Origin of the sequence: Labrys sp. KB_33_2 (assembly GCF_052114505.1) — a bacterium.
In the GTDB taxonomy this organism is placed as follows: Bacteria; Pseudomonadota; Alphaproteobacteria; order Rhizobiales; family Labraceae; genus Labrys.
On sequence record NZ_JBFREW010000025.1, the window covers coordinates 26,367 to 52,449 of the forward strand.

Genomic DNA, 26,083 nt, shown 5'->3' on the forward strand with positions numbered 1-26,083 from the left:
CGGCGCCCAACGAGGCGCCGGTCATTCGATACAAAACAAATGCCTCCGGGGAGGATTCTCTATGCCAAAAGCTGCGGCGGAAATGCATCCGCGCAAGGTCATCGTCGCGTCCTGCGTCGGCTCTGCACTCGAATGGTACGACTTCTTCATCTATGCGACGGCCGCCGGTCTCGTGTTCGGCAAGCTATTTTTCGCCGATTTCGGTGGTAAGGGCACGCTGATCGCCCTCGCAACGTTCGGCGTCGGCTTCATCGCCCGCCCTTTCGGCGGCTTGTTCTTCGGTTATCTTGGCGACCGCATCGGCCGCAAGCCGGTGCTGCTGATCACCTTGATGATAGTCGGCATCGGCACAGTCTTCATCGGCCTGTTGCCGACTTACGACCAAATCGGCATCTGGGCGCCAATCCTTCTCGTCACGATGCGACTGATGCAAGGTTTCGGCGCAGGTGCCGAATATACGGGCGCCGTGATCCTGCTCGCCGAGTATGCGCCAATCGGCAAACGCGGCTTCTGGTGCTCGTTTGCGCCCGCCGGAGTCGGCCTCGGAATGATGTTGGCATCGAGCGCGTTCTGGCTCGTCTCGCAACTGCCGCAAGAGCAATTCATGGATTGGGGCTGGCGCCTACCATTCCTGGCCAGCATCGTTATCGTCGCGTTCGGCTTGTTCGTGCGCTACCGTATCGATGAAACACCGGTGTTCGAGAAGATAGCCGCCGAGCCGGAAAAGAAGTCGAAAAACCCTATCATCGAGTCGCTGACGAAGCAGCCGCGCAACTTCTTCGTCGTCCTCGGCGCGCGTCTTGCCGAGAACGGCTTTGGCTATCTATTCCCGGTATTCGGACTTAGCTACGCGGTGAACACGCTCGAATTCCCCAAGGATCAATCATTGCTGGTGTTGATGACCAGTTATGTCGTGCAGATAGCTTGTGTGATCGGCTTTGCGGCACTGTCGGATCGCATCGGCCGACGGCCCATCTACATTGCTGGCGCGTTGTTTGGGTGTCTCATCGCGTTTCCATTTTTCTGGCTGCTGGAGTCGAAATCGTTCCTGGCTTCTATCGCCGCGTTCTGGCTGGCGCAGATAGCGGTTGGTATGATGTTCGGCGTACAGGCTGCATATTTCTCCGAACTCTTCGGACCGGCGCGCCGCTTCTCGGGCTTCGCCTTCGCGCGCGAACTCGGGTCGCTTCTCGCCGGCGGCCCGGCACCCGCATTGGCGACCTTGATGGTGTCGTGGGCTTCAGGCTCGTCTTGGCCGGTGGCGCTTTATTCGATCTTCCTCGGCCTCTGCACGGCCTATGCCGTATGGATGGGTCCGGAAACCTATCGGGACGACATCGCAGTCGATCAGCTTGAGAGCGACGCCACAACTCTGCGGGCGCAGGCACAAGTTGCGTAGCGAGGAATAGGAACGAGAAGAATAACAAAAACCGAGTTCGCAAGCGCGAACTCGGCATCGCGAGCCTCGTTGCGATCGAGCACCTGAAGCGGTTCGTTTGGCAACCTCGATCAGCGGACCGAACTGATAGGAATTTCGCCAGAAGACTCGTCGTCAACCTGCCACACGAACCACCTCGACCTCGACGCCATTCTCCTCCAGCATGTCGCGGGCAGCGGGCGGAATGCCGTCATCGGTGATCAGCCGGCGGATACGCGACAGCGGCGCGACGGCCATCGAGCCGCGCGGCTCGAATTTCGAGGAATCCACCAGGACGACGAGATCGGCCGCACGATTGAGCAGCTTGGCTTCGGCCCGTGCGATCAGCGGATCGCTCTCGATCAGGCCGAGCGGACCGATGGAGGCCGCGCTCATGAACATTTTCGATGCCGTGTAATGCTGGATCGAATCCTCGTCGAAGGGCGAGAGGATCAGGCTCTGGTCGCGATAGATCTCGCCACCCGGCAGGATGATGCGATTATCGCTCTCCTGCATCAACGCCGCGGCGATCGGGAAGGAGTTGGTCAGGATCTGCAGGCGCGAGGCCCGCAGGAACTCTACCATGTGGAAGGTGGTCGAGCCGCCATTGATGATGATGGACTCCCCGTCCCGGCACAGCGCCGCCGCGCGCTCGGCGATCGCTCTCTTCCGCTCGGCGTTGAGGGCCTGGCTGCCCCCCGAACGCCGGGCCTCGAGCTTGGCGCCTTCCGGCGAGGCCAGGGCGCGGACGCCGCCATGCATGCGCTGCACCATGCCTTGCGCGGCCAGATGGGTGAGATCGCGGCGAATGGTTGCGGGTGAGGCCCTGGTGACGGCGGCAAGCTCGCGCGCCGAGATCACCGAGCGCTCCCCAACCAGCCTGACGATGGCCTGCCAGCGTTCCTGTTCGTGCATGCCCCCTCCATTCGCTCATAAACTCGCTCATTCGCTCATATATGTCAACGAAACGCATAGTTTGTTGCACTGAACGACAAAATATGCGCATTAAGTGAGCGAGAATGATTGACCGTGAGCGAGAGCGTTCATAAGGTCCGGGAACAATGACACAGGAAACGCATGCCATGGCCTCCGCACGACTCGCAGATCTCTGGGACGACGCCGTCGCCAGTTCCCTCGATGAACCAGGCAAGCTGCTCTATCGCTCCAACCTGCTGGGCTCGGACCTGCGCATCACCAATTTCGGCGGCGGCAACACCTCAGCCAAGGTGACGGCAACCGATCCGCTGACGCGCCGGGACGTCACCGTGCTCTGGGTCAAGGGCTCTGGCGGGGACATCGGCTCGATGAAGCTCGATGGTTTCTCCACCCTTTATCTCGACAAGCTCGAAGCCCTGAAGGGTCTCTATCGTGGCCTCGCGCATGAGGACGAGATGGTCGGCTATCTGCCGCATTGCACCTTCGACCTCAATCCGCGCGCCGCCTCTATCGACACCCCTCTGCATGCCTTCGTGCCCAAAATCCATGTCGATCACGTCCATCCCGACGCGGTGATCGCCATCGCCGCCTCGCGGAACGCCGAAAAATTGACGCAGGAGATTTTCGGTGGCGAGATCGGCTTCCTGCCCTGGCAGCGCCCGGGCTTCGACCTCGGCCTCAAGCTCTCCAAGCTGGCGACCGAGAACCCGCATCTCACGGGCGTGGTGCTCGGCGGGCATGGCCTGTTCACCTGGCATGACGATGCCAAGACCTGCTACCAGCTCACTTTGCGCATCATCCAGAAGGCGGCCGACTGGCTGGAAGCCAAGGCGCGCAAGCCCACCTTCGAGGGCGGCAAGGTCACGTCCCTGCCCGCCGCCGAGCGCGCTGCCATCGCCACCCGCCTGATGCCCGCCATTCGCGGCAAGATCGGCAAGGCTCAGGCTAAATCAGGCCATTTCACCGACGCGCCCGAGGTGCTGGAATTCGTCAATTCTAACGCGCTCGACAAGCTCGCTCCGCTCGGCACCTCCTGCCCCGACCATTTCCTGCGCACCAAGATCCGCCCGCTGGTGATCCCGTTCGCCGGTGACGTTGAGGCCGCCATCGCCTCCCTCGATGGCCTGATCGAGGCCTATCGGGCCGATTACGCCGCCTATTACGAGCGTTGCAAGCATGCCGATTCGCCGGCCATGCGTGATCCCAATGCCGTGATCTATCTGGTGCCGGGCGTGGGCATGCTCTCCTTCGCCGCCGACAAGGCGACGGCTCGCATCGCCGCCGAATTCTACGTCAACGCCATCAATGTGATGCGCGGCGCCAGCGGCGTAGACCTCTATGTCGGCCTGCCCGAGCAGGAAGCCTTCAACATCGAATACTGGTTGCTGGAGGAAGCCAAGCTCCAGCGCATGCCCAAGCCCAAAGGTCTGGCCGGGCGCACCGCCCTCGTCACCGGCGGTGCCGGCGGCATCGGCCGGGCAATTGCCGCCCGCCTGATGCAGGAAGGCGCCAATGCCGTGCTGGCCGATATCGACCAGGCCTCGCTCGACGCGGCCGTCGCCGATTTCGGCAAGCTGTTCGGCAAGGACAGGGTGCGCGGCATCGCGATGGACGTCACCGACGAGGCGAGCGTGATCGCTGCCTTCGAGGAAACCGCGCGCAGCTATGGCGGCATCGACATCGTGGTCAACAATGCCGGCATTTCCTCCGCCGCTTCGGTCGAGGACACCACGCTGGAACTGTGGAACCGCAACATCTCCATCCTCGCCACCGGCTATTTCCTGGTGGCGCGCGAGGGCTATCGCCTGATGAAGAACGAGGGCAATGGCGGCTCCCTGGTCTTCATCGCTTCCAAGAACGGCGTCTCGGCCTCGGCCGGCGCCTCGGCCTATTGCACCGCCAAGGCCGCGGAAATCCATCTCGCCCGCTGCATGGCTCTGGAGGGGGCGCCGCACGGCATCCGTGTCAACGTCGTCAATCCCGACGCCGTGCTGCGCGGTTCCAAGATCTGGCAGGGCGAGTGGCGCCAGCAGCGCGCGGCCTCCAACAAGATCGGCGAGGACGACCTGGAGGAGTTCTATCGCAAGCGCTCTTTGCTGCAGCGCTCGGTCTATCCCGAGGACATTGCCGAGGCCGTCTACTTCTTCGCCTCCGACCTTTCGGCCAAGTCCACCGGTAATTTTCTCAATGTCGATGCCGGCAATGTGGTGAGTTTCACGCGCTGATCCCCCTAGAGGGCTTCGAAGAGGGGCAAGGCTTCCGACAAGGGATTGTGCGACCAGCGACAGCGGGCTAAGCGGAAGGGGTCTGTTCCGCCTGCGGGAACGGCCTCCCGCAGCGCTCAAGCAGATCATCGCTTTCCATGGCCCGGATCGCCTTCCACGCCCCGCTCAAGCCCCCCGATCACCCGGTGCCTTCGGGCGACCGGGAAACCGCGCGCCTCTTCCTGGCCGCGCTGCGAGGCGCCGGCTTCGAGGTCGATATCGCCTCGACACTGCGGACGGCCGATCCGGTCGGCGGGCGGGATTTTTTGGGGCAAGCACAGGCGGAAGTGAGCCGCCTGCTTACTCTTTACCGCGAACAGCCACAGGAACGGCCCGCGCTGTGGTTCACCTATCACGTCTATTACAAGGCGCCGGACCTCGTTGGCCCGGCGATCACGCGTGCCCTCGGCATTCCCTATGTGATCGCCGAGGGATCGCGGGCGCCCAAGCGCGCGAGCGGCGCCTGGGCAGACGGGCACGCCCAGGCGGAGGCTGCCCTCGACGCAGCCTCGCTGATTCTCATCCTCAATCCGAACGACCGGGCCATGCTCGAGGCGGCAAGACCTGATGGCCAGGTTCTGGTCGACCTGCCGCCCTTCATCGATGCTGCCGCCTGGCCGTCGCTGGCGCGAAGCCGGCCAGAACACGGCCCCTGCCGCCTTCTCACCGTCGCCATGATGCGCGAACGCGACAAGCTGACTTCCTATGGCATTCTGGCCACGGCCCTGGCCGAACTCGATGCCGATCTCGACTGGCGTCTCGACATCGTCGGCGATGGCCCCGCCCGAGCCAAGGTCGAGGCACTCTTCGCCCCCTTCGGCAAGCGCATCACCCCCCATGGCCGCATCGATGATCGCGCCAGGCTCGCCTCACTCTATGCACAGGCCGATCTGCTGGCCTGGCCGGCGGTGAACGAGGCCTTCGGCATGATCTTTCTTGAGGCAGCCCTGCAGGGTTGCCCCGCGGTCGCCGGCAAGTTCGGCGGCGTGGGCTCGGTGGTGCTGGACGGGCAGACCGGCCTGCTGACCAGGCCCGGCGATGCCGCCGATTTCGGTCACTCCCTTGCCAGGCTGATGCGCGACACCGCCCTGCGGCAGCGTTTCGCCGGCCAGGCCCTCGCCTTTGCCCGGCACGAGCGCTCGCTCGCCTCCGCCTCTCGCCGCTTGCGCGAGGCCTTGCTGCCCCTGATCCAACCGGAAAAGCCCACCGCATGAGCCGCTCCGTCCTCATCCTCGTCACCCATCTGCTCGGCGTCGGCCATCTCGCTCGCGCGGCGGCCCTGGCGCGCGGGTTGGTCTCGGCCGGCCATCGCGTCACCCTGATCAGCGGTGGCCGGCCCGCTCCCCTGATCCGGGTCGAGGGGGCGACCTTCGTACAATTGCCGCCCGTGCATTGCATCGGCGTCGACTTCCGCACCCTGCTCGGCCCGGATGGCCGGGAGATTGGGGACGACATCCGCCAGGCCCGCATCGAGGCCATCCTGGCGGCGCTGGAATCTGCCGAGCCCGACGTGGTCGTCACCGAAACCTATCCCTTCGGCCGGCGCCAACTCGCCGCGGAATTCCGCGCCTTGATCGAGGCGGCGCGCAATCGGGCCAGACCGATCGCCATCCTCGCCTCCATCCGCGACATCCTCAACCCGCCGGCCAAGCCGACCCGGGTGGAGGAGACGGAGGCCGTCCTCGCCCGCTTCTATGACGGCGTTCTCGTGCATGGCGACGCCGTGGTCACGCCGCTTTCGGCCTCCTGGCCCACCAGCCCGGGGCTGGAGCGCATCCTGACCTATACCGGCTACATCGCCGACACGGCCGCGCCRGTCCAGGCCCTCCCCTCCAGCGAAATCCTGGTCTCGGGCGGCGGCAGTGCCGCCAGCCTGCCGCTCTATCGCGCCGCCATCGAAGCCGCGGCGCTTGCCGATCCGCCGGCGTGCTGGCGCCTGCTGGTCGGGCACGGCGTCGCCGCTGATGATTTCGAGGCACTGGCGGCCAGCGCCGGTCCCCGGGTCATCGTCGAGCGTGCCAGGCCGGATTTTCCTTTCCTGCTGGCGGGCGCTGCCGCCTCGGTGAGCCAGGCGGGCTACAACACCATGATCGATCTCGCCCGCGCGGGCGTGCCGGCGGTGGTGGTGCCTTTCGAGCAGGGCAAGGAAGCCGAGCAGCGCTTGCGTGCCGAGCGTTTCCACGCTCTCGGCCTCGCCCGCATCGTCGATGAAGCAGATCTTTCCGGCCCGTCTCTGGTGGCAGCCGTCAAGGCTGCCCTGGCGCGCACTCCTCGCAGCGAAGCGCCCGTCCTTGCCCTCGACGGTATTGCCGGGAGCGTGCGAGGAGTGGAAGAAGCGGCGCAGCGGGCCGAAAACCTGGCCCAGGCCTGGACCCGCCTCGACCAGGCCCTCGCCACCCGCCGCGAAGTCCGCCTGTGGTGGCGAGACGACGATGCCGTATCAGCCACGCCGGCGCTCGACCGCCTGCTTGCCCTCGCGCATCGCCACGGCCTGCCACTTTCACTGGCCGTCATTCCCGCCGCCGCTTCACCAAGCCTCATCGAGGCGGTTGCCGAAGAACGGGACGTCGACGCCCAGGCAGTCGACATTCTCGTGCACGGCTATGCCCATGCCAATCATGCTCCACCCGGTGCCAAGAAACAGGAGCTCGGCCATCGTCCTGCCGCCGAGGTGCTGGCGGAACTCGGCCAGAGCCTCTCGACATTGCGCTCCAGCTTCGGTGCGCGCTGCCTGCCCATCCTGGTGCCGCCCTGGAACCGCATTGATCCGACGCTGATCGATGGCCTCGCGGCCCTCGGCTTTCGCGGCCTGTCCGTTGCCGGCCCGCGGCCAGCCGCCGAGCTGCATGATCTTACCGTCGTCAATATTCACGTCGATCCGATCGCCTGGAAACAAGGCGGCGGCCTGCTCGATCCTTTTCTGGTATTTTCGCAATTCATCCGTGCCCTTGAACATGACGAACCCTTGGGCATACTCACGCATCACCTCGTACACGATGCCTGGATTTGGAGTTTTCTGGATAGGTTGTTCGGTCATCTCAAGAATCACGCGAATATACGTTTCCTGCCGGCGCACGCGTTATTTGCGTGAAGCGCTGGATCGAAAAACGATACACACGCCAGATAGCAGTAGCGCTCGATTGCGCGTGGGAATAGTCTGGCAAGCGACAAGCACCGGAAAACGGGCATCGGAGAGACTGCGGAGCGGGGATGATCAACCAGCCGTTGCTGAGCGTGCGCGAGCTCAGCGTAGATTTCCAGGGCGACACCGGCCTGGTTCACGCGGTGAAGAACGTGTCTTTCGACGTCTTCGAAGGACAGACGCTGGCGGTGGTTGGCGAGTCCGGATCCGGCAAGTCGGTGACGGCGCAGGCCATCATGGGCCTGCTTTCCAAGACGGCTCGGATCACTGGCGGCAGCTGCCTGTTCCGCGATCCCGCCACCGGCACGACGACGGATCTCGTCAAGCTCAATCCCAACGGACCGGAGATGCGCGCCATCCGGGGCGGGCGCATCGCCATGATCTTCCAGGAGCCGATGACTTCGTTGTCGCCGGTACATACCATCGGCGACCAGGTCACCGAGGCGCTGATCGTGCATACGGGCTGTTCCCGGCGCGAGGCGAATGAGCGGGCGCTCGATCTCTTCGCCAAGATCCATTTCCGCAATCCCCAGCGCATGCTCACCACCTATCCCTTCGAACTGTCGGGCGGCATGCGCCAGCGCGCCATGATCGCCATGGCCCTGATCTGCCGGCCGGCCCTACTGGTCGCGGACGAGCCGACCACGGCGCTCGACGTCACCACCCAGGCGCAGATCCTCTCCCTCATCAAGGAAATCCAGGACGCCAAGAGCGCCGTGAACCAGAGCATGGCGGTGATCTTCATCACCCACGACCTCGGCGTGGTCGCCAACATGGCCGACGAGGTCGTGGTGATGTATCGCGGCGAGGTGATGGAACTGGGCGGCCGCGACGCCATCTTCCAGGATCCCCGACATGACTATCTCAAGGCCCTGATGCGGGCCGTGCCTCATTTCAACATGAAGCCGGGCGAAAGGCTGAAGCCCTTGCGGGAAATCGCCGTGCCGCCGCGTGGAGCCGCGGCGCCTGCACCGGCAGGCGCCGGCCCGGTCCTCCAGGTCGAAAACGTATCCAAGAGTTTCACGATGCGCGCGGGCATGTGGTCGGGCCGCAGCGAGACGATCCAGGCACTGAACAACGTCTCACTTTCGCTCGAAAGGGGCACCACGCTGGGTCTCGTCGGTGAATCGGGTTCGGGCAAGACCACCCTGTCACGCATGATCATGCGCGCACCCGGCAGCGCACCGGACAGCGGCGAAGTCCGCTTCGACGACGGCAGCGGCCCGCGCGACGTCTTCGCGCTGGACGGCGAGGCGCTCAAGACCTATCGCCGCTCGGTCCAGTTCGTGTTCCAGGACCCCTTCTCCAGCCTCAATCCGCGCATGACGGTGTTCGACATCCTGTCGGAACCCCTGCGGATCCACAGCATCGGCACCTCCGACGAACGTCATGAGCGGGTCAAGGCCCTGCTCGAACTGGTCGGGCTCGAGCCGCAATATATGCGCCGTTACCCGCATTCCTTCTCGGGCGGCCAGCGCCAGCGCATCGGTCTTGCCCGGGCACTGGCTCTGGAGCCCCAGGTGATCCTCTGCGACGAGCCCACCTCGGCCCTCGACGTCTCGGTCCAGGCCCAGATCCTCAATTTGCTCAAGGACCTGCAGGCGGTACTCGGCGTGTCCTACCTCTTCGTCTCCCACAATCTCGCCGTGGTCGAATACATGGCCCGCGACATCGCCGTGATGTGCCGCGGCCATATCGTGGAGCAGGCGCCGCGCGAGGTGCTGTTCCGCTCGCCCCAGCATCCCTATACCAAGGCCTTGCTGCAGGCCATTCCGGACGTCGACCTCGCCAGCCCGCTCGATTTCGCCAAGCTGAAGACTGGCGGCGCCTCCCAGCCCGAGCGCTGGCCCGCCCCCTTCGCCATCCTTCCGGACGCACCGCCGCCCATCATGGTGGAGGTGGAGCCCCGCCATTTCGTCCGCCTCGGCGCCAGCGCAGCCGACCAGCGCAGGGGGGAAGCGGCGTGAACACCGGCTTCACCGTCCTCAAGAGCGTCGCCGCGGCATTGGCCCTCGGTTTCTTCCTGGCCGGCCCGGCCATCGCGGATCCGCCGCCGGCTCCGGCCGAGCCGCCTTCCCTGGTGGCCAAGATCGCCGACGGCAGCTTGCCCCCGCTGCTCGATCGCCTGCCGAAGGTGCCGCTGGTGGCCGACATGCTCGCCCGCAGTCGCAGCCTCGGCGACTATGGCGGCGAGATCCGCACGCTGGCGTCCAAGGCCCGGGATCTGCGCTACATCAACGTCATCGGCTATACCCGCCTGGTTGGCTATGACGAGCATCTCAACCTGGAGCCAGATGTCCTGCAGGCCGTCGCCAGCGAGGACGACAAGGCTTTCACCTTCACCTTGCGCGAAGGCCATCGCTGGTCTGATGGTGCCCCCTTCACCACCGAGGATTTCCGCTTCTATTGGGAAGATGTCGCCCTCAATTCGAAGCTCAATCCAACCGGCCCGCCCGCCTTCATGCTGGTCGACGGCGAAAAGCCGAAGGTCGAGGTGCTCGACGCCACTCATATCCGCTACAGCTGGTCCAAGCCCAATCCGGGATTCCTGCCCTCGCTGGCGGGGCCGCGACCGATCTGGATCTATTCGCCGGCTCACTATCTCAAGCAGTTCCACAAGAAATATGGGGATGCGGACAAGCTCGCCAAGATGGCAGCGGACCGGCAGATGATGTCCTGGGCTGCGCTCTACAACAAGCTCGATGATCCCTATGAGAACTCGAACCCGGACATGCCGACGCTCGATCCCTGGCATGTGGTGACCAAGGCGCCGTCCCAGCAATATGTGTTCGAGCGCAATCCCTATTTTCACCGCATTGATCCCCGCGGACGGCAGCTTCCCTATATCGACCGCATCGTGGTCTCGATCTCGTCCGCGGGCCTGTTCGCCGCCAAGGCGAATGCGGGAGAGGTCGATCTGCTGGCCTGGGGGCTGAGTACCAGCGACATTCCCACGCTCAAGGAAGGCGAGGCCAGCCACGCCTATCGCACGCTGGCCTGGCCGATCGCGCGCGGCTCCGCCTTCGCCCTGTTTCCCAACCTCACCTGCAACGACCCGGTCTGGCGTGCCGTGCTGCGGGATGTCCGCTTCCGCCGGGCCCTGTCGCTGGCCATCGACCGCCACACGCTCAACAATTCGCTGTGGTTCCGGCTCGGCATCGAGGGCAACAACACGGTGATGCCGGAAAGCGCCCTCTACAGCGAGGACGACCGCAAGCGCTGGGCCACCTACGATCCCGCGCTCGCCAAGAAGCTGCTGGATGAAGCCGGCCTCAATAAGCGCAATGCCGCCGGCTTCCGCCTCCTGCCCGACGGCCGGGAGGCGGAGTTGATCGTCGAGGTCGCCGGCAACGCCCGCGACGTTGCCGACGCGCTCGAGATCACCAGCGAGTTCTGGCAGGATGTCGGCCTCAAGGTGGTGGTGAAGGCCGAGGACAGCAACGACCTGAACAAGCGCTCCTTTTCAGGCCTTACGCTGGTGACGGCGAGCGAAGGCCTCGAGAACGCCATTCCAACCGCACTGATGCCGCCCAGCGGGCTGGCACCCCTGCGCCAAGATAATTACTCCTGGCCCAAATGGGGCCAATATGCCGAAACCGGTGGCATGGCTGGCGAAAAGCCCGACATGCCCGAAGCGATCGAGCTGATGTCCTTGTGGGAGCAGTGGATGAATGCGACCACGCTGAACGCCCAGGCGGCAATCTGGCGGGAAATGCTCTCCCTCCATGCCGACCAGCAGTTCAGCATCGGCACCGTGCAGGGAGCGCTCAAGCCCATCATCGTCAACAAGGCCATCCGCAACATCCCGAAGAAGGCGGTGTTTTCCTGGGAGCCGACGGCCCTGATCGGTGTCTATCGCGTCGACGAATTCTACTACGACAACATCGTGGTGACGGGGAATGCGCCATGATGCGCTATGTGCTGCGCCGCTTCGCCACCATGGTGGTGACGCTGCTCTTGATTTCGCTTTTGATCTTCATCGTGATCAAGCTGCCGCCGGGCGACTTCCTGACCAACAAGATCAACGAACTCAGGGCCCAGGGCGAGGCTGCCAGCGTCGCCAAGGCGGAGGCGATGCGGGCGCAATACGGCCTCGACAAGCCGCTGCTCCACCAATACGCCACCTGGCTCGGCGTGTTGCCCGGTCCCAACGGCTTCAAGGGCCTGCTGCAGGGCTATTGGGGCTGGTCGTTCGAATATGAGCAACCCGTTAAGGCGGTGGTCGGCGATGCCCTGTTGCTGACCGTCCTGCTCAACCTGGCGGTGATCGTCTTCATCCATCTCGTCGCCATTCCGATCGCCATCTACTCGGCCACCCGTCGCAATTCAATCGGTGCCCATGTGGTGACGTTCCTGGGCTATATCGGCCTGGCGACGCCCAGCTTCCTGCTTGCCCTCGCGCTGTTGTTCTATCTCAACCGCTGGTTCGGCATCTCGATCGGCGGCATGTTCGGGCCCGATTATGCCGACGCGCCCTGGTCGCTGGGCAAGCTCGGCTCCTTCCTCAGCCACATGATCGTGCCGGTGGTGGTGATCGGCCTCGCCGGCACCGCGGGCATGATCCGGCGGCTGCGCGCCAACCTGCTCGACGAGCTTTCCAAGCAATATACGGTCACCGCCAAGGCCAAGGGGCTGCCGCCGGGCCGGGCCCTGCTCAAATACCCCTTCCGCATCGCGCTCAATCCCTTCGTGGCCGATATCGGCAATCTCCTGCCCAGCATCGTCTCGGGCTCGGCCATCGTTTCCATCGTGCTGAGCCTGCCGACCATTGGCCCTATCCTGGTTCAGGCCCTGCGCATCCAGGACCAGTATCTGGCCGGCTTCATCCTGCTCTTCGTTGCCTTCCTCACCGTGGTCGGCATGTTCATCGCTGATCTCGCTCTGGCGGTGCTCGATCCGCGCATCCGTATCGGCACCGGCAAATAGGACTGTAATGACCGAGTCGCGATCGCCCCATTACGTCAATCCCGCTCCCTTCGACCCCTATGTCGCCAAGAAGATGACGGCGGAGGAGGAGCGGTTTTATCGCGCCTCCTCCGCCACGCTGATCTGGTGGAAATTCCGGCGCAATCGGCCGGCCCTGTTCGCGGGCATCTTCCTGGCGCTGGTCTATCTGTCGCTGCCTTTCGTGGAGGTCATCGCCCCCTATTCCCTGAACCAGCGCAATGCCGACTATCTCTATACGCCGCCGCAGAGCGTGCATCTGTTTCACGACGGGCAGTTCGTCGGTCCTTTCGTCTATCCCGTGAACTTCGCCATCCGAGACATCGAGAGTTCGCAATTTCCCGGCATCTACCAGGTCGACAAGTCCAAGCCCCAGACGCTGCGCTTTTTCTGCCGCGGCGAGCGCTACAAGATGTGGGGCCTGTTCGAGGCCAACTTCCATCTGGTCTGTCCGCCCGAAAACGGTACCGCCTTCCTGCTCGGGACCGACCGGCTCGGCCGGGACATGCTGTCGCGCATCGTCTATGGTGCCCGCATCTCGCTCACCGTGGGCCTGATCGGCATCGCGGTCTCCTTCACGATCGGCCTGACGCTGGGCGGGCTTGCCGGCTATGTCGGCGGCATCATCGATGCCCTGGTGATGCGCCTGATCGAAGTGCTGCGCTCGCTGCCGGAACTGCCGCTCTGGCTGGCGCTGTCGGCGGCCCTGCCGGCCAATTGGAGCCCGGTGATCATCTTTCTCGGCATCACCATCATTCTCGGCCTGCTCGACTGGCCGGGCCTGGCATTGGCGGTGCGCTCGAAGGTGAAATCGCTGCGAAACGAGGATTTCGTGCATGCCGCCGAGATGATGGGGGCCTCGCGCGCCCGCATCATCGGCCGCCACCTCCTGCCCAATTTCATGAGCCATTTGATCGCGAGCGCCACCCTGTCGATCCCGGCAATGATCCTGGGCGAAACGGCGCTTTCCTTCCTCGGCCTCGGCCTGCGCCCGCCTGTGGTGAGCTGGGGCGTCCTGCTCAACTCCGCCCAGAACCTGGGCGCCATCAACCTCTATCCCTGGCTGTTGATCCCGATGATCCCGGTGATGCTGGTCGTGCTCGCCTTCAACTTCTTCGGCGATGGCCTCAGGGATGCGGCCGACCCCTATCATTGAGTAATATGCCGATGAAATATGATCGCTCCCGGCTAGAGGAGGATTTTCGAGCTAAAGCACGTTTGAAGTTTGTCTTTTTCTGGAGGCATCAGCCCGCCAAGGACGGCCGGATCACCACGTCCTGCTTCAGCCAGTGGTGGCCTGCCCCCTTCGACGTGGCTGGGGTTCGCTATCCCACCACCGAGCATTGGATGATGGCCGGGAAGGCCCGCCTATTCGGAGATGAACAAAGTTTATCGGCGATACTCGTGGCCGCCAGCCCGAAGCAGGCAAAGCAACTCGGCCGCGAGGTGAAAGGCTTTGAGTCCTCGCAGTGGGATGCTCAAAAATACCGTATCGTGACGGAGGGCAGTATCCATAAATTCGATCAGAATCCGGCGCTCGGGGAATTTCTCCTGTCGACCGGCGATGCCGTTCTGGTCGAGGCAAGTCCCGTCGACAGGGTGTGGGGCATCGGCCTCGCAGGTGATGATGAGCGGGCGGCCAATCCACTACTCTGGCGCGGAGAGAATCTGCTCGGATTCGCACTCATGCGGGCGCGAGACCACCTTCGCGGTTGAACGGCCGCAGCGCAATCGGCTCCGCTCGGCCTCCATTCCGGCTTGACTGTAGCTCTCATCCGTGGAGATCACATGGCCGCCTACACCTTCAGCATCATCGGAGTGCTCGCACTGTGTCTGGTGTCCGTCGTCTTGGCCATCAATTCGGGATACTCCAAAGGCCGGGCCGGAGCGCTCTCCGGCCCGGTACTGCCGGCCGACGACGAGAACCTGCTCTACCGCATTGACCGTGTGCATCTGAACTCGGTCGAGGCTCTGGCCCCGTTCATCATACCGGCCGCGCTGGCGATGATGGTGGGCGTCAGGCCGGCCTTGCTCGCGGTTTTGGTATGGCTCTATGTCGCGATCCGACTGGCCCATGTGGCAATCTACCTACGCGGCGGCAATGCAGCGAAAGGTGGCAGTTTGCGAACCATTCTCTATGTTTCGGGCGCGTTGGTTACCGTGATCCTTATCGCTGTGACTGGATGGGCCGCCATCGCCTGAGGAACCGATGCCGGGCCAATCCCGGCCTCAAGTTCCGGACAACCTCAAACCGCTTCCCAGGCCGGAAAAGGATCGCTGAGATGGCGATAGGCTTTCGGGTCGAAGCGGCGCCCACCGGCAGGCCGCACCAGGCAATCGTCCAGCGCCTTGCGGATCGCCGGCTCGTCGAGGCCAGTGCCGATGAAGACCAGTTCCTGCCGCCTGTCACCCCATACGTCGTCCCAATTGCGTTCGAGGATGCGCCACCAGTCGGGATAATCCGGCCAATGCCGCCGCGGGATGGCCGCCCACCAATGCCCCATCGCGCTCACGCGGGCGATGGCGCCCGCCAGCGAGAACTCGCCCACCCAGTCGGGCCGCGTCGCCAACCAGAAATGGCCCTTGGCCCGGATCAACCCTGGCCAGATCCGTTCGACGAAAGCATTGAACTTGTCGGGATCGAAGGGCTGCCGCGCGCGGTAGACGAAACTCTGGATGCCATATTCCTCGGTCTCGGGCACATGATCGGCGAAGCCGTAGAGTTCCTTGTACCAGAGGGGGTGGCGCTGCGCCTTCTCCTCGTCGAAGAGGCCGGTATCGAGCACCGCTTCCAGCCCGACCCTGCCGAAATCCGTCTCGACGATGCGCGCATCGGCATTCAGGGCCTGCACGACCTTGCGCACCAGCGCGAGATGATCGGCCGATACTTGCGAGGCCTTGTTGATCACCACGACATCGGCGAACTCGATCTGCTCGACCAGCAGATCGACGATAGTACGCTCGTCCGCGGCGCCCGCGGTTTCGCCGCGATCGCGCAGGAAGTCGTTGGAGCCATAATCGGCCAGCAGGTTCGCCGCATCGACGACCGTGACCATGGTGTCGAGGCGCGCGACGTCCGACAGGCTCACGCCCGCCCCGTCCCGGAAGGAGAAGGTACTTGCAACCGGAAGCGGCTCGGCGATGCCGGTGCCCTCGATCAGGAGATAGTCGAAACGGCCTTCCTCGCTCAGGCGCCGGACCTCGGAAAGAAGGTCGTCGCGCAAGGTGCAGCAGATGCAGCCATTGGTCATCTCCACCAGTTTCTCGTCGGTTCGCGACAGGCCACTGCCGCCGTCACGCACGAGATCGGCATCGATATTGACCTCGCTCATGTCGTTGACGATCACCGCGACCCGCCGGCCCTCGCGGTTGTTGAGGACATGGTTCAGCAGGGTCGTCTTGCCCGCCCCCAGGAACCCCGACAGCACGGTGACCGGCAGCCTCTTGTCTTCGATCTCCATAATAACTCCATAAGTAATGTTATAACATAACATTACTTATGGCTTTCCCGCTTGGCAAGCAGCTTTGGCGCCGAAGAGGGGCAGCCCTCGGAGCGACCTGAAAACACCGCACGCCCGGAGGGTTCAGCTCCGAAGAACTTGCTTCAAAAATCGTGGCAAGCCGAGAAAAATTCGATTTTGTCATGCCTGGGCGTCGTCCCGGGCAGCCAGGGAACCATAACTCGCTGAGTTTTTGGCTCCTGGATCACCGGGACAAAGCCCGGTGATGACAAAGGTTGAGGTTTCCGTGAGTCTTCTGTCAGGCTCTGAAGACCGGGCCCCGATTGCCCGCTTGCCTTCCGTCCCGCCCTGGCTGATATGCAGGACATGCAGTCCCCCCTCGCCGCCGCCCTCCTCGCCCGCATCCAAGCAAGACAGGCCGTGATCGGTATCATTGGCCTGGGCTATGTCGGCCTGCCGCTCGCCATCGCCATTGCCGGCGCCGGCTTCAAGGTGCTGGGTTTCGATATCGACTTGAGGCGTGTGGCCGCCCTCAACGAGGGCGATGGGCTGATCAAGCACATCTCCAACGAGCCGATCCGCGAGGCCATCGTCAAGGGCCTTTTCGAGGCCACCGCCGATTTCGACAGGCTCGACGAGCCGGATGCCATCCTGATCTGCGTGCCGACGCCGCTGACACGCCAGCGCGAGCCCGATATGTCCTATGTCGCCAACTCGACTGCTTCGATCGCGCAGAAACTCCGGCGCGGCCAGCTCGTCATCCTGGAGTCCTCGACCTGGCCCGGCACCACCGAGGAATTGATGAAGCCCGTGCTGGAGGCTGATGGCCTGGTCTCCGGCCAGGACTTCTTCCTCGCCTTTTCGCCCGAGCGCGAGGATCCGGGCAATCCCGTTTATGGCACCCAGAACATTCCCAAGGTCGTCGGCGGCGACGGCGCCGATGCGCTCGCCTTGGCCAAGGCCCTCTACGATGCCTTCGTGAGCGCCACCGTGCCGGTCTCCTCGCCGGCGGCGGCGGAGGCGGTCAAGCTCACCGAGAACATCTTCCGCTCGGTGAACATCGCCCTCGTCAACGAATTGAAGGTGATCTACGACGCCATGGGCCTCGACGTCTGGGAGATCATCGAGGCCGCCAAGACCAAGCCCTTCGGCTACATGCCCTTCTATCCCGGCCCGGGGCTCGGAGGGCACTGCATCCCGATCGACCCCTTCTATCTGACCTGGAAGGCGCGGGAGTTCGATATTGCCACGCGTTTCATCGAGCTCGCCGGCCAGATCAACACGGCCATGCCCCGCCATGTCGTCGACCGCCTGGCGGAAGCCCTCGACAAGCGCTTCAGACGCGGCCTCAACGGCGCCCGCATCCTGCTGATCGGCATCGCCTACAAGAAGAATGTCGACGACACCCGAGAGAGCGCCTCGTTCAAGCTGATCGAGATCCTGGAGGAGCGTGGTGCCACGACCGATTTCCACGATCCCCATGCGCAGGTGATTCCGAAAACGCGCGAGCATGCCGCCCTCACCGGGCGCCGCTCGGTGGTGCTGACGGCCGAGACGCTCGCCGGCTACGATGCCGTGCTGATCGCCACCGACCATGACGGCGTCGACTACGGCCTGGTCGCCAGCGCCGCGCGGCTGGTGGTCGACACCCGCAACGCCTGCGCCAAGGCCGGCGCGGACATGGCGAAGGTGGTCAAGGCGTGATGGGAGCGCGGACTTCTCGGCTCCGGGTTCTGACTTGTCTGCTAGAACGCTCGACATGCGGTGTGCCGATCTCCAGATCGGCATTCTTGGAAACGTCGCGTTTGTCGGTAGGGAAGATGCCGATCTAGAGATCGGCACACCAATTTCATGCTCCGGGGAATCAATGCCCGATCATCCATTTGTGGCGAGTCGAAGGGCCTTTCTTGCTGACCTTGCACAAGGCGCAGCCGCAACCAGCCAGATGGGACTTCTTGACCACCTTCGGCTCGGTGCCGCTCTTTTCGGAACGGGCGAGGGCACGGCGCAGCTTGCCGTTCATCAGGCTGAGCTGCGGGGAAGCGACGTCCCGTTCGCTGAGCTCGCTGCAGCCCGGGCAGGCGCAGGCCTTGGTTGCGTCCGCCATCGCCACCCATTCGTCGAAGGGCCCGCAATCGTCGCAGACATAATTGTAGAGCGGCATGGTTGTCTCCCAGGACAAGACGCTTTTGGCACCAAAACAGAAGATGCCGCGGGGCGTACCCCGCGGCAGGTTCACAGCTTGCCTTCCAGCAGCAGCAGCCCGGGGATCCAGCCGGTAACGATGCCGGAGGCCACGGTCGCCAGCCCCGTCACCCTGAGGATCGGGCGCTTGAGCGCCAGCAGCAGGAAATACATGAACCAGAGCACGGCCCAGATCGCCCAATTCAGGCCGAGCCAAGTATCGGTGAAGCTCTGGGCCGAGGTCAGCCCCTGAAAGGCGATGGGCACCACGGTTACAGCCACGAACAGGCTGAACCAGCCCAGCCCCCGCCCATCGACCGTCACCACCCGGTTATAGGCGACCCACAGATAGGTGGTGGTGAACAACAGCGTCAGGGCAGCAGCCTTGATCGAAGCGGCATCAGCCTGGGCGCCGAAGGCCGAAGACAGGGCGACGCACAAAGTGACGAATCCGGAGACCACGTTGATGACGACGATCTCCTTGTCGTCGATCTTCCCAAGCAGCCACAGCCCATTCAGGAACAGGACGGCTCCGACATAGAGCAATGCAAATCCAAGCAGCATGATCGCCTTTCCTCCACACGCAACGCGTCGACCGGAGATGCATTCCGGTCGAAGCGCGGGTTTCATGATGTGTGCGAGGGGTGATCAGCTCGTCTTGGCGACGTCTGGGCCCGACACCTTCTTGGTCGGTCCCGAGGCGTTCGGATTGATGTCGAAGTCGAAGATGGCGGTTGGAATGGCCAGCGTGGCGCAGACATTGGGAATGTCGACGATGCCGGCGATACGCCCTTCCACCGGCGCTGTGCCCAGGATCATGTAGGCCTGCTCGCCCGAATAGCCGAATTTCTTGAGATATTCGATGGCGTTGAGGCAGGCACGCCGATAGGCGACATGGGCGTCGAGGTAATATTGCTCGCCCGTATGCTCGTCGACCGAGATGCCCTCGAAGATGAGATAATCGTCGAAATGCGGGTCGATCGGGCTCGGCTTGAAGATCGGGTTGGTGATGGCATATTTGGCCATGCCGCCCTTGATCACATCGACGCTGATATCGATCCAGCCGGCCATCTCGATGGCGCCGCAGAAGGTGATTTCGCCATCGCCCTGGGAGAAGTGGATGTCCCCCATCGAAAGGCCGCCGCCCTTCACATAAACGGGGAAATAGACCTTGGAACCGCGCGACAGATTCTTGATGTCGCAATTGCCGCCATGCTCGCGCGGCGGCACGGTGCGCCAGGCTTCCGCCGCGGCCTTGCGGGCGGCATCCCCCGACATCTGGCCCATCAGGGCCGTGTCGCCATAGGGCAGGGCCGCGAGCGGCGGCACACGCTCGGGATCGGTCGCCACCAGTTCCGCCTCGCGCCGGTTGGCCTCGGCCAGCAGCTTATGATCGGGCAGGCAGCCGATCAGGCCGGGATGGATGAGGCCGGGATAGCGCACGCCGGGGATATGGCGCGAGGTGGTGTAGATGCCCTGGAAGTCCCAGATGGACTTGGAGGCATGGGGATAATGCTCGGTGAGGAAGCCGCCGCCATTCTCCTTGGCGAACAGGCCGTTGAAGCCCCATTCCGAATCGGGCAGGGCGCCGATGTCGAGAATGTCGACGACCAGAAGGTCGCCGGGCTCAGCGCCTTCGACGCCGAAGGGGCCGGAAAGATAGTGCACGCGGGTGAGGTCGACGTCCCGGATGTCGTTGGCGCTGTTGTTGTTGCCGATCTGGCCGCCGGTCCAGTCATAGCATTCGACGCGGAAAACGGCGCCGGGCTTGAAGGTCTCGACCATCGGGATGTCGGGATGCCAGCGATTATGGGTCTTGATCGCCTGGTCCTCGGGAGCCTTTTTCAGATCGACGGAGAATACGGTCTTGGGCATCGGTTCCTCCTCCTGGGGCCGGCTTGCGGGGTACTCCGGGCCGAACCGTCACGATGTTCTGTGCCCGCGCCACAAGGGAGCAGCCGGGCCGTTCGTGCAGGGGGAGCCTAGGAGCGCCCTGTAACCACCATGAATCGTCCGACCACGGTTTGTGTAATTTTTTGTAACCGGGAAAGACGGAGGTAAGCGCCGAATTGACCGTCCCTTGGCCATACCCCCCGGTTTTTCAGCGGAATTGGCACAAGAACCCCGGCCAGGGCCCTATACGCTACCGCCATGTCCCGCTACCCGTCTCGACCACAGGCGGCATTGCGACTATCCTGCCGCCATGCCAGCCGCCGACGCCAAGCCTCGCATCCTCGTGGTCGATGACGATCATCGGCTGTGCCGCTTTCTGGAGAAATTCCTGTCGAGCGAGGGCTATGCCACCGCCAGCGCCAATGAGGGGCGGGCCATGCGCCGCGCCATGGCGGACGAGAGCTTCGACCTGGTGATTCTCGACCTCACCTTCCCCGCCGGTGAAGACGGGTTGAGCCTGGCGCGCACGCTGCGCAGCCAATACGACCTGCCGGTGATCATGCTCTCCGGCAAGAGCAGCACCATCGACAAGGTGGTCTGCCTGGAACTGGGCGCCGACGACTACATCACCAAGCCCTTCGAGCCGCGCGAATTGCTGGCCCGCATCCGCACCGTGCTGCGCCGCTTCACCCGACGCATAAACCTGCCCGAAACGGTGGAGCACAGCGCCTCCCCCGCCATCCGCTTCGCCGGGTGGCAGCTCGATCCCTCGCGCTACGAACTCTGCTCGCCGCAGGGCGAACGCGTGCGCCTGACCAGCCAGGAATTCCAGATCCTGTCCGCCCTGGTCGAGCGGCGCGGGCGTATCCTCTCGCGCGACCAGATCCTCGACATCGTCGCCAATCGCAACTGGACGCCCTATGACCGCAGCATCGACGTGCTGATCGGCAAGATTCGCCGCAAGCTGCGCGACGATGTGCGCGACGCCCAATACATCAAGACCATCCGCGGCGTCGGCTACATGTTCGCAGCCGAAGCGCGGGAGTAGGCGCGTGAGCACCCCTCATCCCCCGCCTGCCAGCCGCGCCTGCGGCAGATAGAGGTTGATCGTGGTGCCCTCGCCCGGCGTGCTGACGATGCCGAGGCGCCCGCCGGCCTGGCGCACGAAGGCATCGACCATCGCAAGGCCTAGGCCGTTGCCTTCCCCGGATGGCTTGGTGCTGAACAAAGGTTCGAGGGCCCGGCGCCGGACCGCCAGCGGCATGCCCTGGCCGGTATCGGTCACCGACAGCAGAACATAGGCACCCGGCAGCAGGCCAGAGGCCACGCGCGCGTCTTCGGCCGCCACCAGGATATTACTGGCTGCAAAGGTAAGGCGCCCGCCTTCGGGCATGGCATCGCGGGCATTGAGGGCAAGATTAAGCAGGCTCGATTCGAGCTGGCCGGTGGGGATCTCGACCGGATGGAGATCCGGCGCGACCTCGAGAACAACAGCCACCTTGTCGCCCAGCGTGCGATCGAGGACGCGCATCAAGGGCGGCAATTCCGTGCCGAGAGCGACGACCGCCGTTTCCTCGATGCGCCTCGCCCCGAAGCTCAGCAGGCGCGACGCCAGCTCCGAGCCGGACCGCGCGGCATCCAGGGCATCGGCAACGAGTTCGTGCAGCTCCGGCTGGCTATCGAGCCGCTCCTGCAGCCAGCGCAGATTGGAATAGAGCACGGCCAGGATGTTATTGAAGTCGTGGGCGATGCCGCTGGCGAGCTGCCCCATCGCCTCCAGGCGCTGGGTCTGGCGTAGACGTTCGGCAATCCGGCTCTTCTCCTCCACCAGGCGGATGCGTTCGAAGCAGCGATCGAGCAACGCCAGCAATTCCTCGGTGTAGAAGGGCTTGGAGAGGTAGTCATAGGCGCCCGCCTTGAGAGCCTCCACCGCCGTCTCGATCGAGGCATAGGCCGTGACCATCACGCAGACGAGATCGGGATTGCGCTGGCGCAGCGCGCGGACGAGATCGACTCCATCGCCGATGCCGAGGCGGACGTCGACCAGCGCCACGGCGATACGTTCGCGAGCAAGCATGTCCAGGGCCGCCGCCGGATCATGCGCGATCGGGGTATGATAGCCTTCCAGGCTCAGCAGGCCAGCAAGGCTGGAAGCGAAATCGACATCGTCGTCGACGATCAGCACGCAGCGCGTATCCGCCTCTTCGCCACCGGAGGAAGCCCCCGACGCGCCGATGATGTCGGCGGGCAGTTCACTGTCCTCGTCCTTCATGGCCGGGTCGCCGGAATGCAGGGCAGGACCAGCGATATCAGCGTGCCCTCGCCGGCCTCGCTCTCGACCCTGACTTCGCCGCCATGCTGTTCGAGGATACGCTTGACCAGCGGCATGCCGAGCCCGACGCCGAAGGCCTTGGTGCTGAACAAGGGCTCGAAGATACGAACAGCCACCTCCGGGGACATGCCGCTGCCCTTGTCGGCAATACCAAGCACCACCCGATCCCCTTCCCGGCGCGTGGCGATGGTGATGGCACCCTCGTCCTGCACCTTGCCCTCGCAGGCCTGCACCGCATTGACGAGCACATTGGAAAAAGCCTGGCGCAGCCGCTCGGCATCCGCCGGCACGGCGCAATCGGCCTCGAGATCGAGGGTGATCAGAGCGCGGGTGGCCGCATCCTGCTCGCCGGCCTGCTGGCGGACCCAGGCATCGATGGCGACGGGCGCGAGCACCAGCGGCCGCTTACGCGAGAAATCGAGCAGGTCCTCGATGATGCGCACGCAACGCCAGGCATTGCGCTGCAGGCGTTGCAGTTCGCCCATTACCGGCTCGCCGGCGTCGCGCAGCGAACGCCTGAGCACATCCGCCGAGGTCACCAGCGTACCGAGCGGGTTGCGCAATTCATGGCTCACCGTGGCCGTCATCTGGCCGATCGCGGCCAGGCGCTCATTGCTCGCCAGCTCCTGTTGAGCCTGGTGCAGGCGCTCCAGCGAAGCGACCAGGTCACGCTCGGCAAGCTCGCGGCTTTCGTGCGAGAGCACGATCCACCAGGCGCCGATGCCAAGCAGGGGGAGGAGAGCCAGGAAGACCCGGAGCAGCAGGGCGCCGCTGTCGAGATGCGGCTCCTCGGCGCCGGGTTCGATCAGGCGATAGGTGAGCAGGAACACGGCTGCGGTAACGATGGTCAACGCGAACCCCACTCCCCCGACCTTGAGCAGGCGCTGGCCCATATGCGGGGCGATCTTGCCGATCAGCGTGCGCCCGAAATAGCGCGAGCGCGAATCCTCCAACACGCCGCCGGGCGATTTGCAGACATCATGGCAATGCGAATCCAGGCTGCAGCACAGCGAGCAGATCGGCCGATCGTAGAAGGTGCAATGCACCATGTCCGGGCGCTCATAGTCGAGCCCGCAGATCTCGCATTTGACGATAGCCTGCCGGCGAGCAGCCACTTCCTCCCGCGGACGTGCGAGATAATAACGCCCCCCAGTCGCCACACCGATGAGTACTGCGCTGGTAAGGGCGGTGAAGAAGGCGATCGGCGCCGCATAGGCTTCCGCCAATGCTCCGAAGCTGCCGACAAAGCAGAGCACGGCGACGATGGAGGCGAGCGCCATCGAGCCGCAGCCGACCGGGTTGAAATTGTGGAGATAGGCCCGTTTGAACTCGGTGAAGGGCGGGCTGATCTTGAGCGGCTTGAGGATGGCGAGGTCCGCGAAGATCGAGCCGATCCAGGCCGAGGCGATGATGGAATAGACGGCCAGCACCAGCGCCAGGGTCTGGAAGATGCCGAGCAGCATCAGCAGGAGCGAGATCAGGATGTTGAAGACCAGCCAGACCACCCGTCCGGGATGGTAGTGGGTGACTCGCGAAAAGAAGTTCGACCAGGCGAGCGAGCCGGCATAGGCGTTGGTGACGTTGATCTTGACCTGCGAGATCAGCACGAACACCACGGCGACCGCCAGCACCACGGCGCTATCGGCGCTCACATACTCATAGGCCTTGATATACATGTGAACGGGCTCGAGAGCGGTCGCCTGCGACAGGCCCGAGCTGACCACCAGCACGGCCAGGAAGCTGCCGCACAGGATCTTGAAGCCGCCGACCACGATCCAGCCTGGCCCCGCCGCGATCACCGCCGTCCACCAACGCCAGCGATTTTCTTCCGTCTTGTCCGGCAGGAAGCGCAGGAAGTCGACCTGCTCGCCGATCTGGATCGACAAGGCACCAAGCACGCCGATGGCAGAACCGAAGGCGAGGAGGTTGAAGCCCCCGCCGCCTGCCGCGCTGCCAGCGAAGGCGACCCATTCGCCGAGCGTGCCGGGATGGCCGATGGCGATATAGACGAAGGGAAGCAGGTGCAGGACGATCCAGACGGGCTGGGTGATCATCTGCAGCTTCGAGATCATGGTAACGCCCATGAAGGTGATCGGGATGATCACCAGCGAGGAGATGATGTAGCCCAGCACCAGCGGCACATTGGCGAAGAGCTTCAGCGCCTGTGCCATGATCGCCCCTTCGAGGGCGAAGAAGATGAAGGTGAAGGTGGCGTAGATCAGCGAGGTGATGGTCGAGCCGATATAGCCGAAGCCAGCCCCACGGGTGAGCAGGTCCATGTCGATGTTGTAGCGGCTCGAATAATAGGCGATCGGCAGGCTGGTCACGAACACGAACAGGCAGGTGACCAGGATGGCCGGAAAGGCGTTGGCGAAACCATAGCTGAGCGTGATGGTGCCGCCGATCGCCTCCAGCGCCAGGAAGGAGATGCCGCCAAGCGCCGTATTGGCGATGACAAAAGGGGACCAGCGCCGGAAGGACCTGGCCGCATAGCGCAGCGAATAGTCCTCCAGGGTCTCGTTGGCGATCCAGGAATGGTAGGATCGCAAGGCGGGCAGGCGCGGAATGTCCACTAGCCACCTCGCCCGATAGGACGCATGCGCCTCAGGCAAACCTCGACTGGCATCCAATCCCCTCCCGGTCCGGACACCGCCATCCTATCGCGGTTCCAGGCCTGATACGGTCCGCAAATCCCGGTGTGACCCCGATTGAAGCGGCCGAATCTTCTTCGCTCCGACAGCGTTGCCCCTTGGCGGCGGCATTGTGGTCCGCCCCTATCGAGACTGCAAGCCAACGCTCGGCATCTTCGATCTTGACGGAATCCGTTCGGATCTCTATAAATGAGTATGTACTCACTCAAATGAAACCGAACCGTGGCCCGCCCTCTCAGCGAAGCAAAGCGCCAGGCGATCCTGGTATCCGCCACCAGGCTGGTGGCGGCCATGGGGATCGGTGCACCGACGGCGAAGATCGCCCAGGGCGCGGAGATCGCCGAGGGCACGCTGTTCAAATATTTCGCCAATAAGGACGAGTTGCTCAACCAGCTCTATCTCACCCTCAAGACCGAACTCGGCGGGTCCATCATGCAGGGCTTCGCCCCCGATGCCAGCATAAGGGAGCGTGCCTGGCACATCTGGAGCCACTGGATCGACTGGGGCGCGAAATATCCGGTGAAACGCAAGGCCATGCGCCAACTCGGCGTATCCGAGCGCATCACACCGGCCAGCAGGCAGGCAGGCCACGCAGCCTTTCGTGACGTCAGCGCTGCTTTCGAACAGGCCCACGCGCTGGGCCCGCTCCGGGATCAGCCGATGGCTTTCCTGAGCGCCGCGTTTGAGGCGCTCGCAGAGACGACCCTGGAATTCACCGCGCGGGATCCGGATGGGCGGGAAGCCTACAAGCAGGCCGGCTTCCAGATCTTCTGGGGCGGCCTGGGCAGCTAAGGCGACCTTACTCACAGAACTCTTTTACACGTTAAATGAGTGAGCACACACTCTTTATTCACCGAAA

Annotated in this window: 20 protein-coding genes; 13 read left to right on the top strand and 7 right to left on the bottom strand. The window is 63.9% G+C overall.

The window, feature by feature from the left end; translation table 11 throughout:
- Positions 1-61: 61 nt before the first annotated feature.
- Complete coding sequence (locus AB4037_RS31380) at positions 62-1,399, top strand: MFS transporter (protein ID WP_441774205.1); 1,338 nt, start codon at positions 62-64, stop codon at positions 1,397-1,399.
- A 153-nt stretch (positions 1,400-1,552) separates the two neighbouring features.
- On the opposite strand, the gene AB4037_RS31385 is transcribed toward AB4037_RS31380, so the two are convergent.
- A complete protein-coding gene (locus tag AB4037_RS31385) occupies positions 1,553-2,332 on the bottom strand; it encodes a DeoR/GlpR family DNA-binding transcription regulator (protein WP_441774206.1) in 780 nt (259 codons plus the stop codon).
- Positions 2,333-2,499: 167 nt separating this feature from the next.
- On the opposite strand from AB4037_RS31385, the gene AB4037_RS31390 reads away from it, so the two are divergent.
- The 9 genes from AB4037_RS31390 to AB4037_RS31430 all read left to right on the top strand — a co-directional run bounded on the left by AB4037_RS31390 (position 2,500) and on the right by AB4037_RS31430 (position 14,905).
- Positions 2,500-4,578 (top strand): bifunctional rhamnulose-1-phosphate aldolase/short-chain dehydrogenase, encoded by a 2,079-nt coding sequence (locus tag AB4037_RS31390; RefSeq protein ID WP_441774207.1) that lies wholly within the window; start codon positions 2,500-2,502, stop codon positions 4,576-4,578.
- A gap of 137 nt (positions 4,579-4,715) precedes the next feature.
- Positions 4,716-5,831, top strand: coding sequence for a glycosyltransferase family 4 protein (locus tag AB4037_RS31395; protein WP_441774208.1), 1,116 nt, complete (start codon positions 4,716-4,718; stop codon positions 5,829-5,831).
- Positions 5,828-7,708 (top strand): glycosyltransferase, encoded by a 1,881-nt coding sequence (locus tag AB4037_RS31400; protein WP_441774209.1) that lies wholly within the window; start codon positions 5,828-5,830, stop codon positions 7,706-7,708. Before AB4037_RS31395 ends, AB4037_RS31400 begins: the two co-directional genes overlap by 4 nt.
- A gap of 119 nt (positions 7,709-7,827) precedes the next feature.
- A complete protein-coding gene (locus AB4037_RS31405) occupies positions 7,828-9,726 on the top strand; it encodes an ABC transporter ATP-binding protein (RefSeq protein WP_441774210.1) in 1,899 nt (632 codons plus the stop codon).
- Entirely contained in the window at positions 9,723-11,669 is a 1,947-nt protein-coding gene (locus AB4037_RS31410) for an ABC transporter substrate-binding protein (protein WP_434959102.1), read from the top strand. Before AB4037_RS31405 ends, AB4037_RS31410 begins: the two co-directional genes overlap by 4 nt.
- A complete protein-coding gene (locus tag AB4037_RS31415) occupies positions 11,666-12,685 on the top strand; it encodes an ABC transporter permease (protein WP_434959101.1) in 1,020 nt (339 codons plus the stop codon). The genes AB4037_RS31410 and AB4037_RS31415 overlap by 4 nt, the downstream gene beginning before the upstream one ends.
- A 7-nt stretch (positions 12,686-12,692) precedes the next feature.
- Complete coding sequence (locus AB4037_RS31420) at positions 12,693-13,859, top strand: ABC transporter permease (RefSeq protein ID WP_441774211.1); 1,167 nt, start codon at positions 12,693-12,695, stop codon at positions 13,857-13,859.
- 11 nt (positions 13,860-13,870) lie between these two features.
- Positions 13,871-14,419 carry an NADAR family protein gene (locus AB4037_RS31425; protein ID WP_441774212.1) on the top strand — a complete coding sequence of 183 codons (549 nt, stop codon included), beginning with the start codon at positions 13,871-13,873 and terminating at the stop codon, positions 14,417-14,419.
- 72 nt (positions 14,420-14,491) lie between these two features.
- Positions 14,492-14,905: an MAPEG family protein gene (locus AB4037_RS31430; protein WP_441774213.1), complete on the top strand. Its 414-nt coding sequence runs from the start codon at positions 14,492-14,494 to the stop codon at positions 14,903-14,905.
- Between the two features lie 44 nt (positions 14,906-14,949).
- On the opposite strand, the gene zigA is transcribed toward AB4037_RS31430, so the two are convergent.
- The gene (gene zigA, locus AB4037_RS31435) at positions 14,950-16,164 is read right to left on the bottom strand and encodes a zinc metallochaperone GTPase ZigA (protein WP_441774214.1); all 1,215 of its coding nucleotides are present in this window, start codon (positions 16,162-16,164) and stop codon (positions 14,950-14,952) included.
- Positions 16,165-16,521: 357 nt separating this feature from the next.
- Here zigA and AB4037_RS31440 point away from each other — a divergent pair, with 357 nt between their 5' ends.
- Positions 16,522-17,868 (top strand): nucleotide sugar dehydrogenase, encoded by a 1,347-nt coding sequence (locus AB4037_RS31440; RefSeq protein ID WP_441774215.1) that lies wholly within the window; start codon positions 16,522-16,524, stop codon positions 17,866-17,868.
- A 160-nt stretch (positions 17,869-18,028) separates the two neighbouring features.
- Here the strand turns inward: AB4037_RS31440 and AB4037_RS31445 are convergent, their stop codons facing one another.
- The 3 genes from AB4037_RS31445 to fmdA form a co-directional block, all read right to left on the bottom strand.
- Positions 18,029-18,328, bottom strand: a complete 300-nt coding sequence (locus AB4037_RS31445) for an FmdB family zinc ribbon protein (protein ID WP_441774216.1) — start codon at positions 18,326-18,328, stop codon at positions 18,029-18,031.
- 71 nt (positions 18,329-18,399) lie between these two features.
- Positions 18,400-18,912, bottom strand: coding sequence for an AmiS/UreI family transporter (locus AB4037_RS31450; protein ID WP_434959095.1), 513 nt, complete (start codon positions 18,910-18,912; stop codon positions 18,400-18,402).
- 84 nt (positions 18,913-18,996) lie between these two features.
- Complete coding sequence (fmdA, locus tag AB4037_RS31455; RefSeq protein WP_441774217.1) at positions 18,997-20,223, bottom strand: formamidase; 1,227 nt, start codon at positions 20,221-20,223, stop codon at positions 18,997-18,999.
- Positions 20,224-20,551: 328 nt separating this feature from the next.
- On the opposite strand from fmdA, the gene AB4037_RS31460 reads away from it, so the two are divergent.
- A complete protein-coding gene (locus AB4037_RS31460; protein ID WP_434959093.1) occupies positions 20,552-21,289 on the top strand; it encodes a response regulator in 738 nt (245 codons plus the stop codon).
- Between the two features lie 15 nt (positions 21,290-21,304).
- Here AB4037_RS31460 and AB4037_RS31465 read toward each other — a convergent pair whose 3' ends face one another.
- Positions 21,305-22,513, bottom strand: coding sequence for a response regulator (locus AB4037_RS31465; RefSeq protein ID WP_441774218.1), 1,209 nt, complete (start codon positions 22,511-22,513; stop codon positions 21,305-21,307).
- On the bottom strand, positions 22,510-25,146 hold the full coding sequence (locus AB4037_RS31470) for an ATP-binding protein (RefSeq protein ID WP_441774219.1): 2,637 nt from the start codon (positions 25,144-25,146) through the stop codon (positions 22,510-22,512). Before AB4037_RS31470 ends, AB4037_RS31465 begins: the two co-directional genes overlap by 4 nt.
- Before the next feature lie 300 nt (positions 25,147-25,446).
- On the opposite strand from AB4037_RS31470, the gene AB4037_RS31475 reads away from it, so the two are divergent.
- The gene (locus tag AB4037_RS31475; RefSeq protein WP_434959090.1) at positions 25,447-26,016 is read left to right on the top strand and encodes a TetR/AcrR family transcriptional regulator; all 570 of its coding nucleotides are present in this window, start codon (positions 25,447-25,449) and stop codon (positions 26,014-26,016) included.
- The last annotated feature ends 67 nt before the right edge of the window (positions 26,017-26,083 follow it).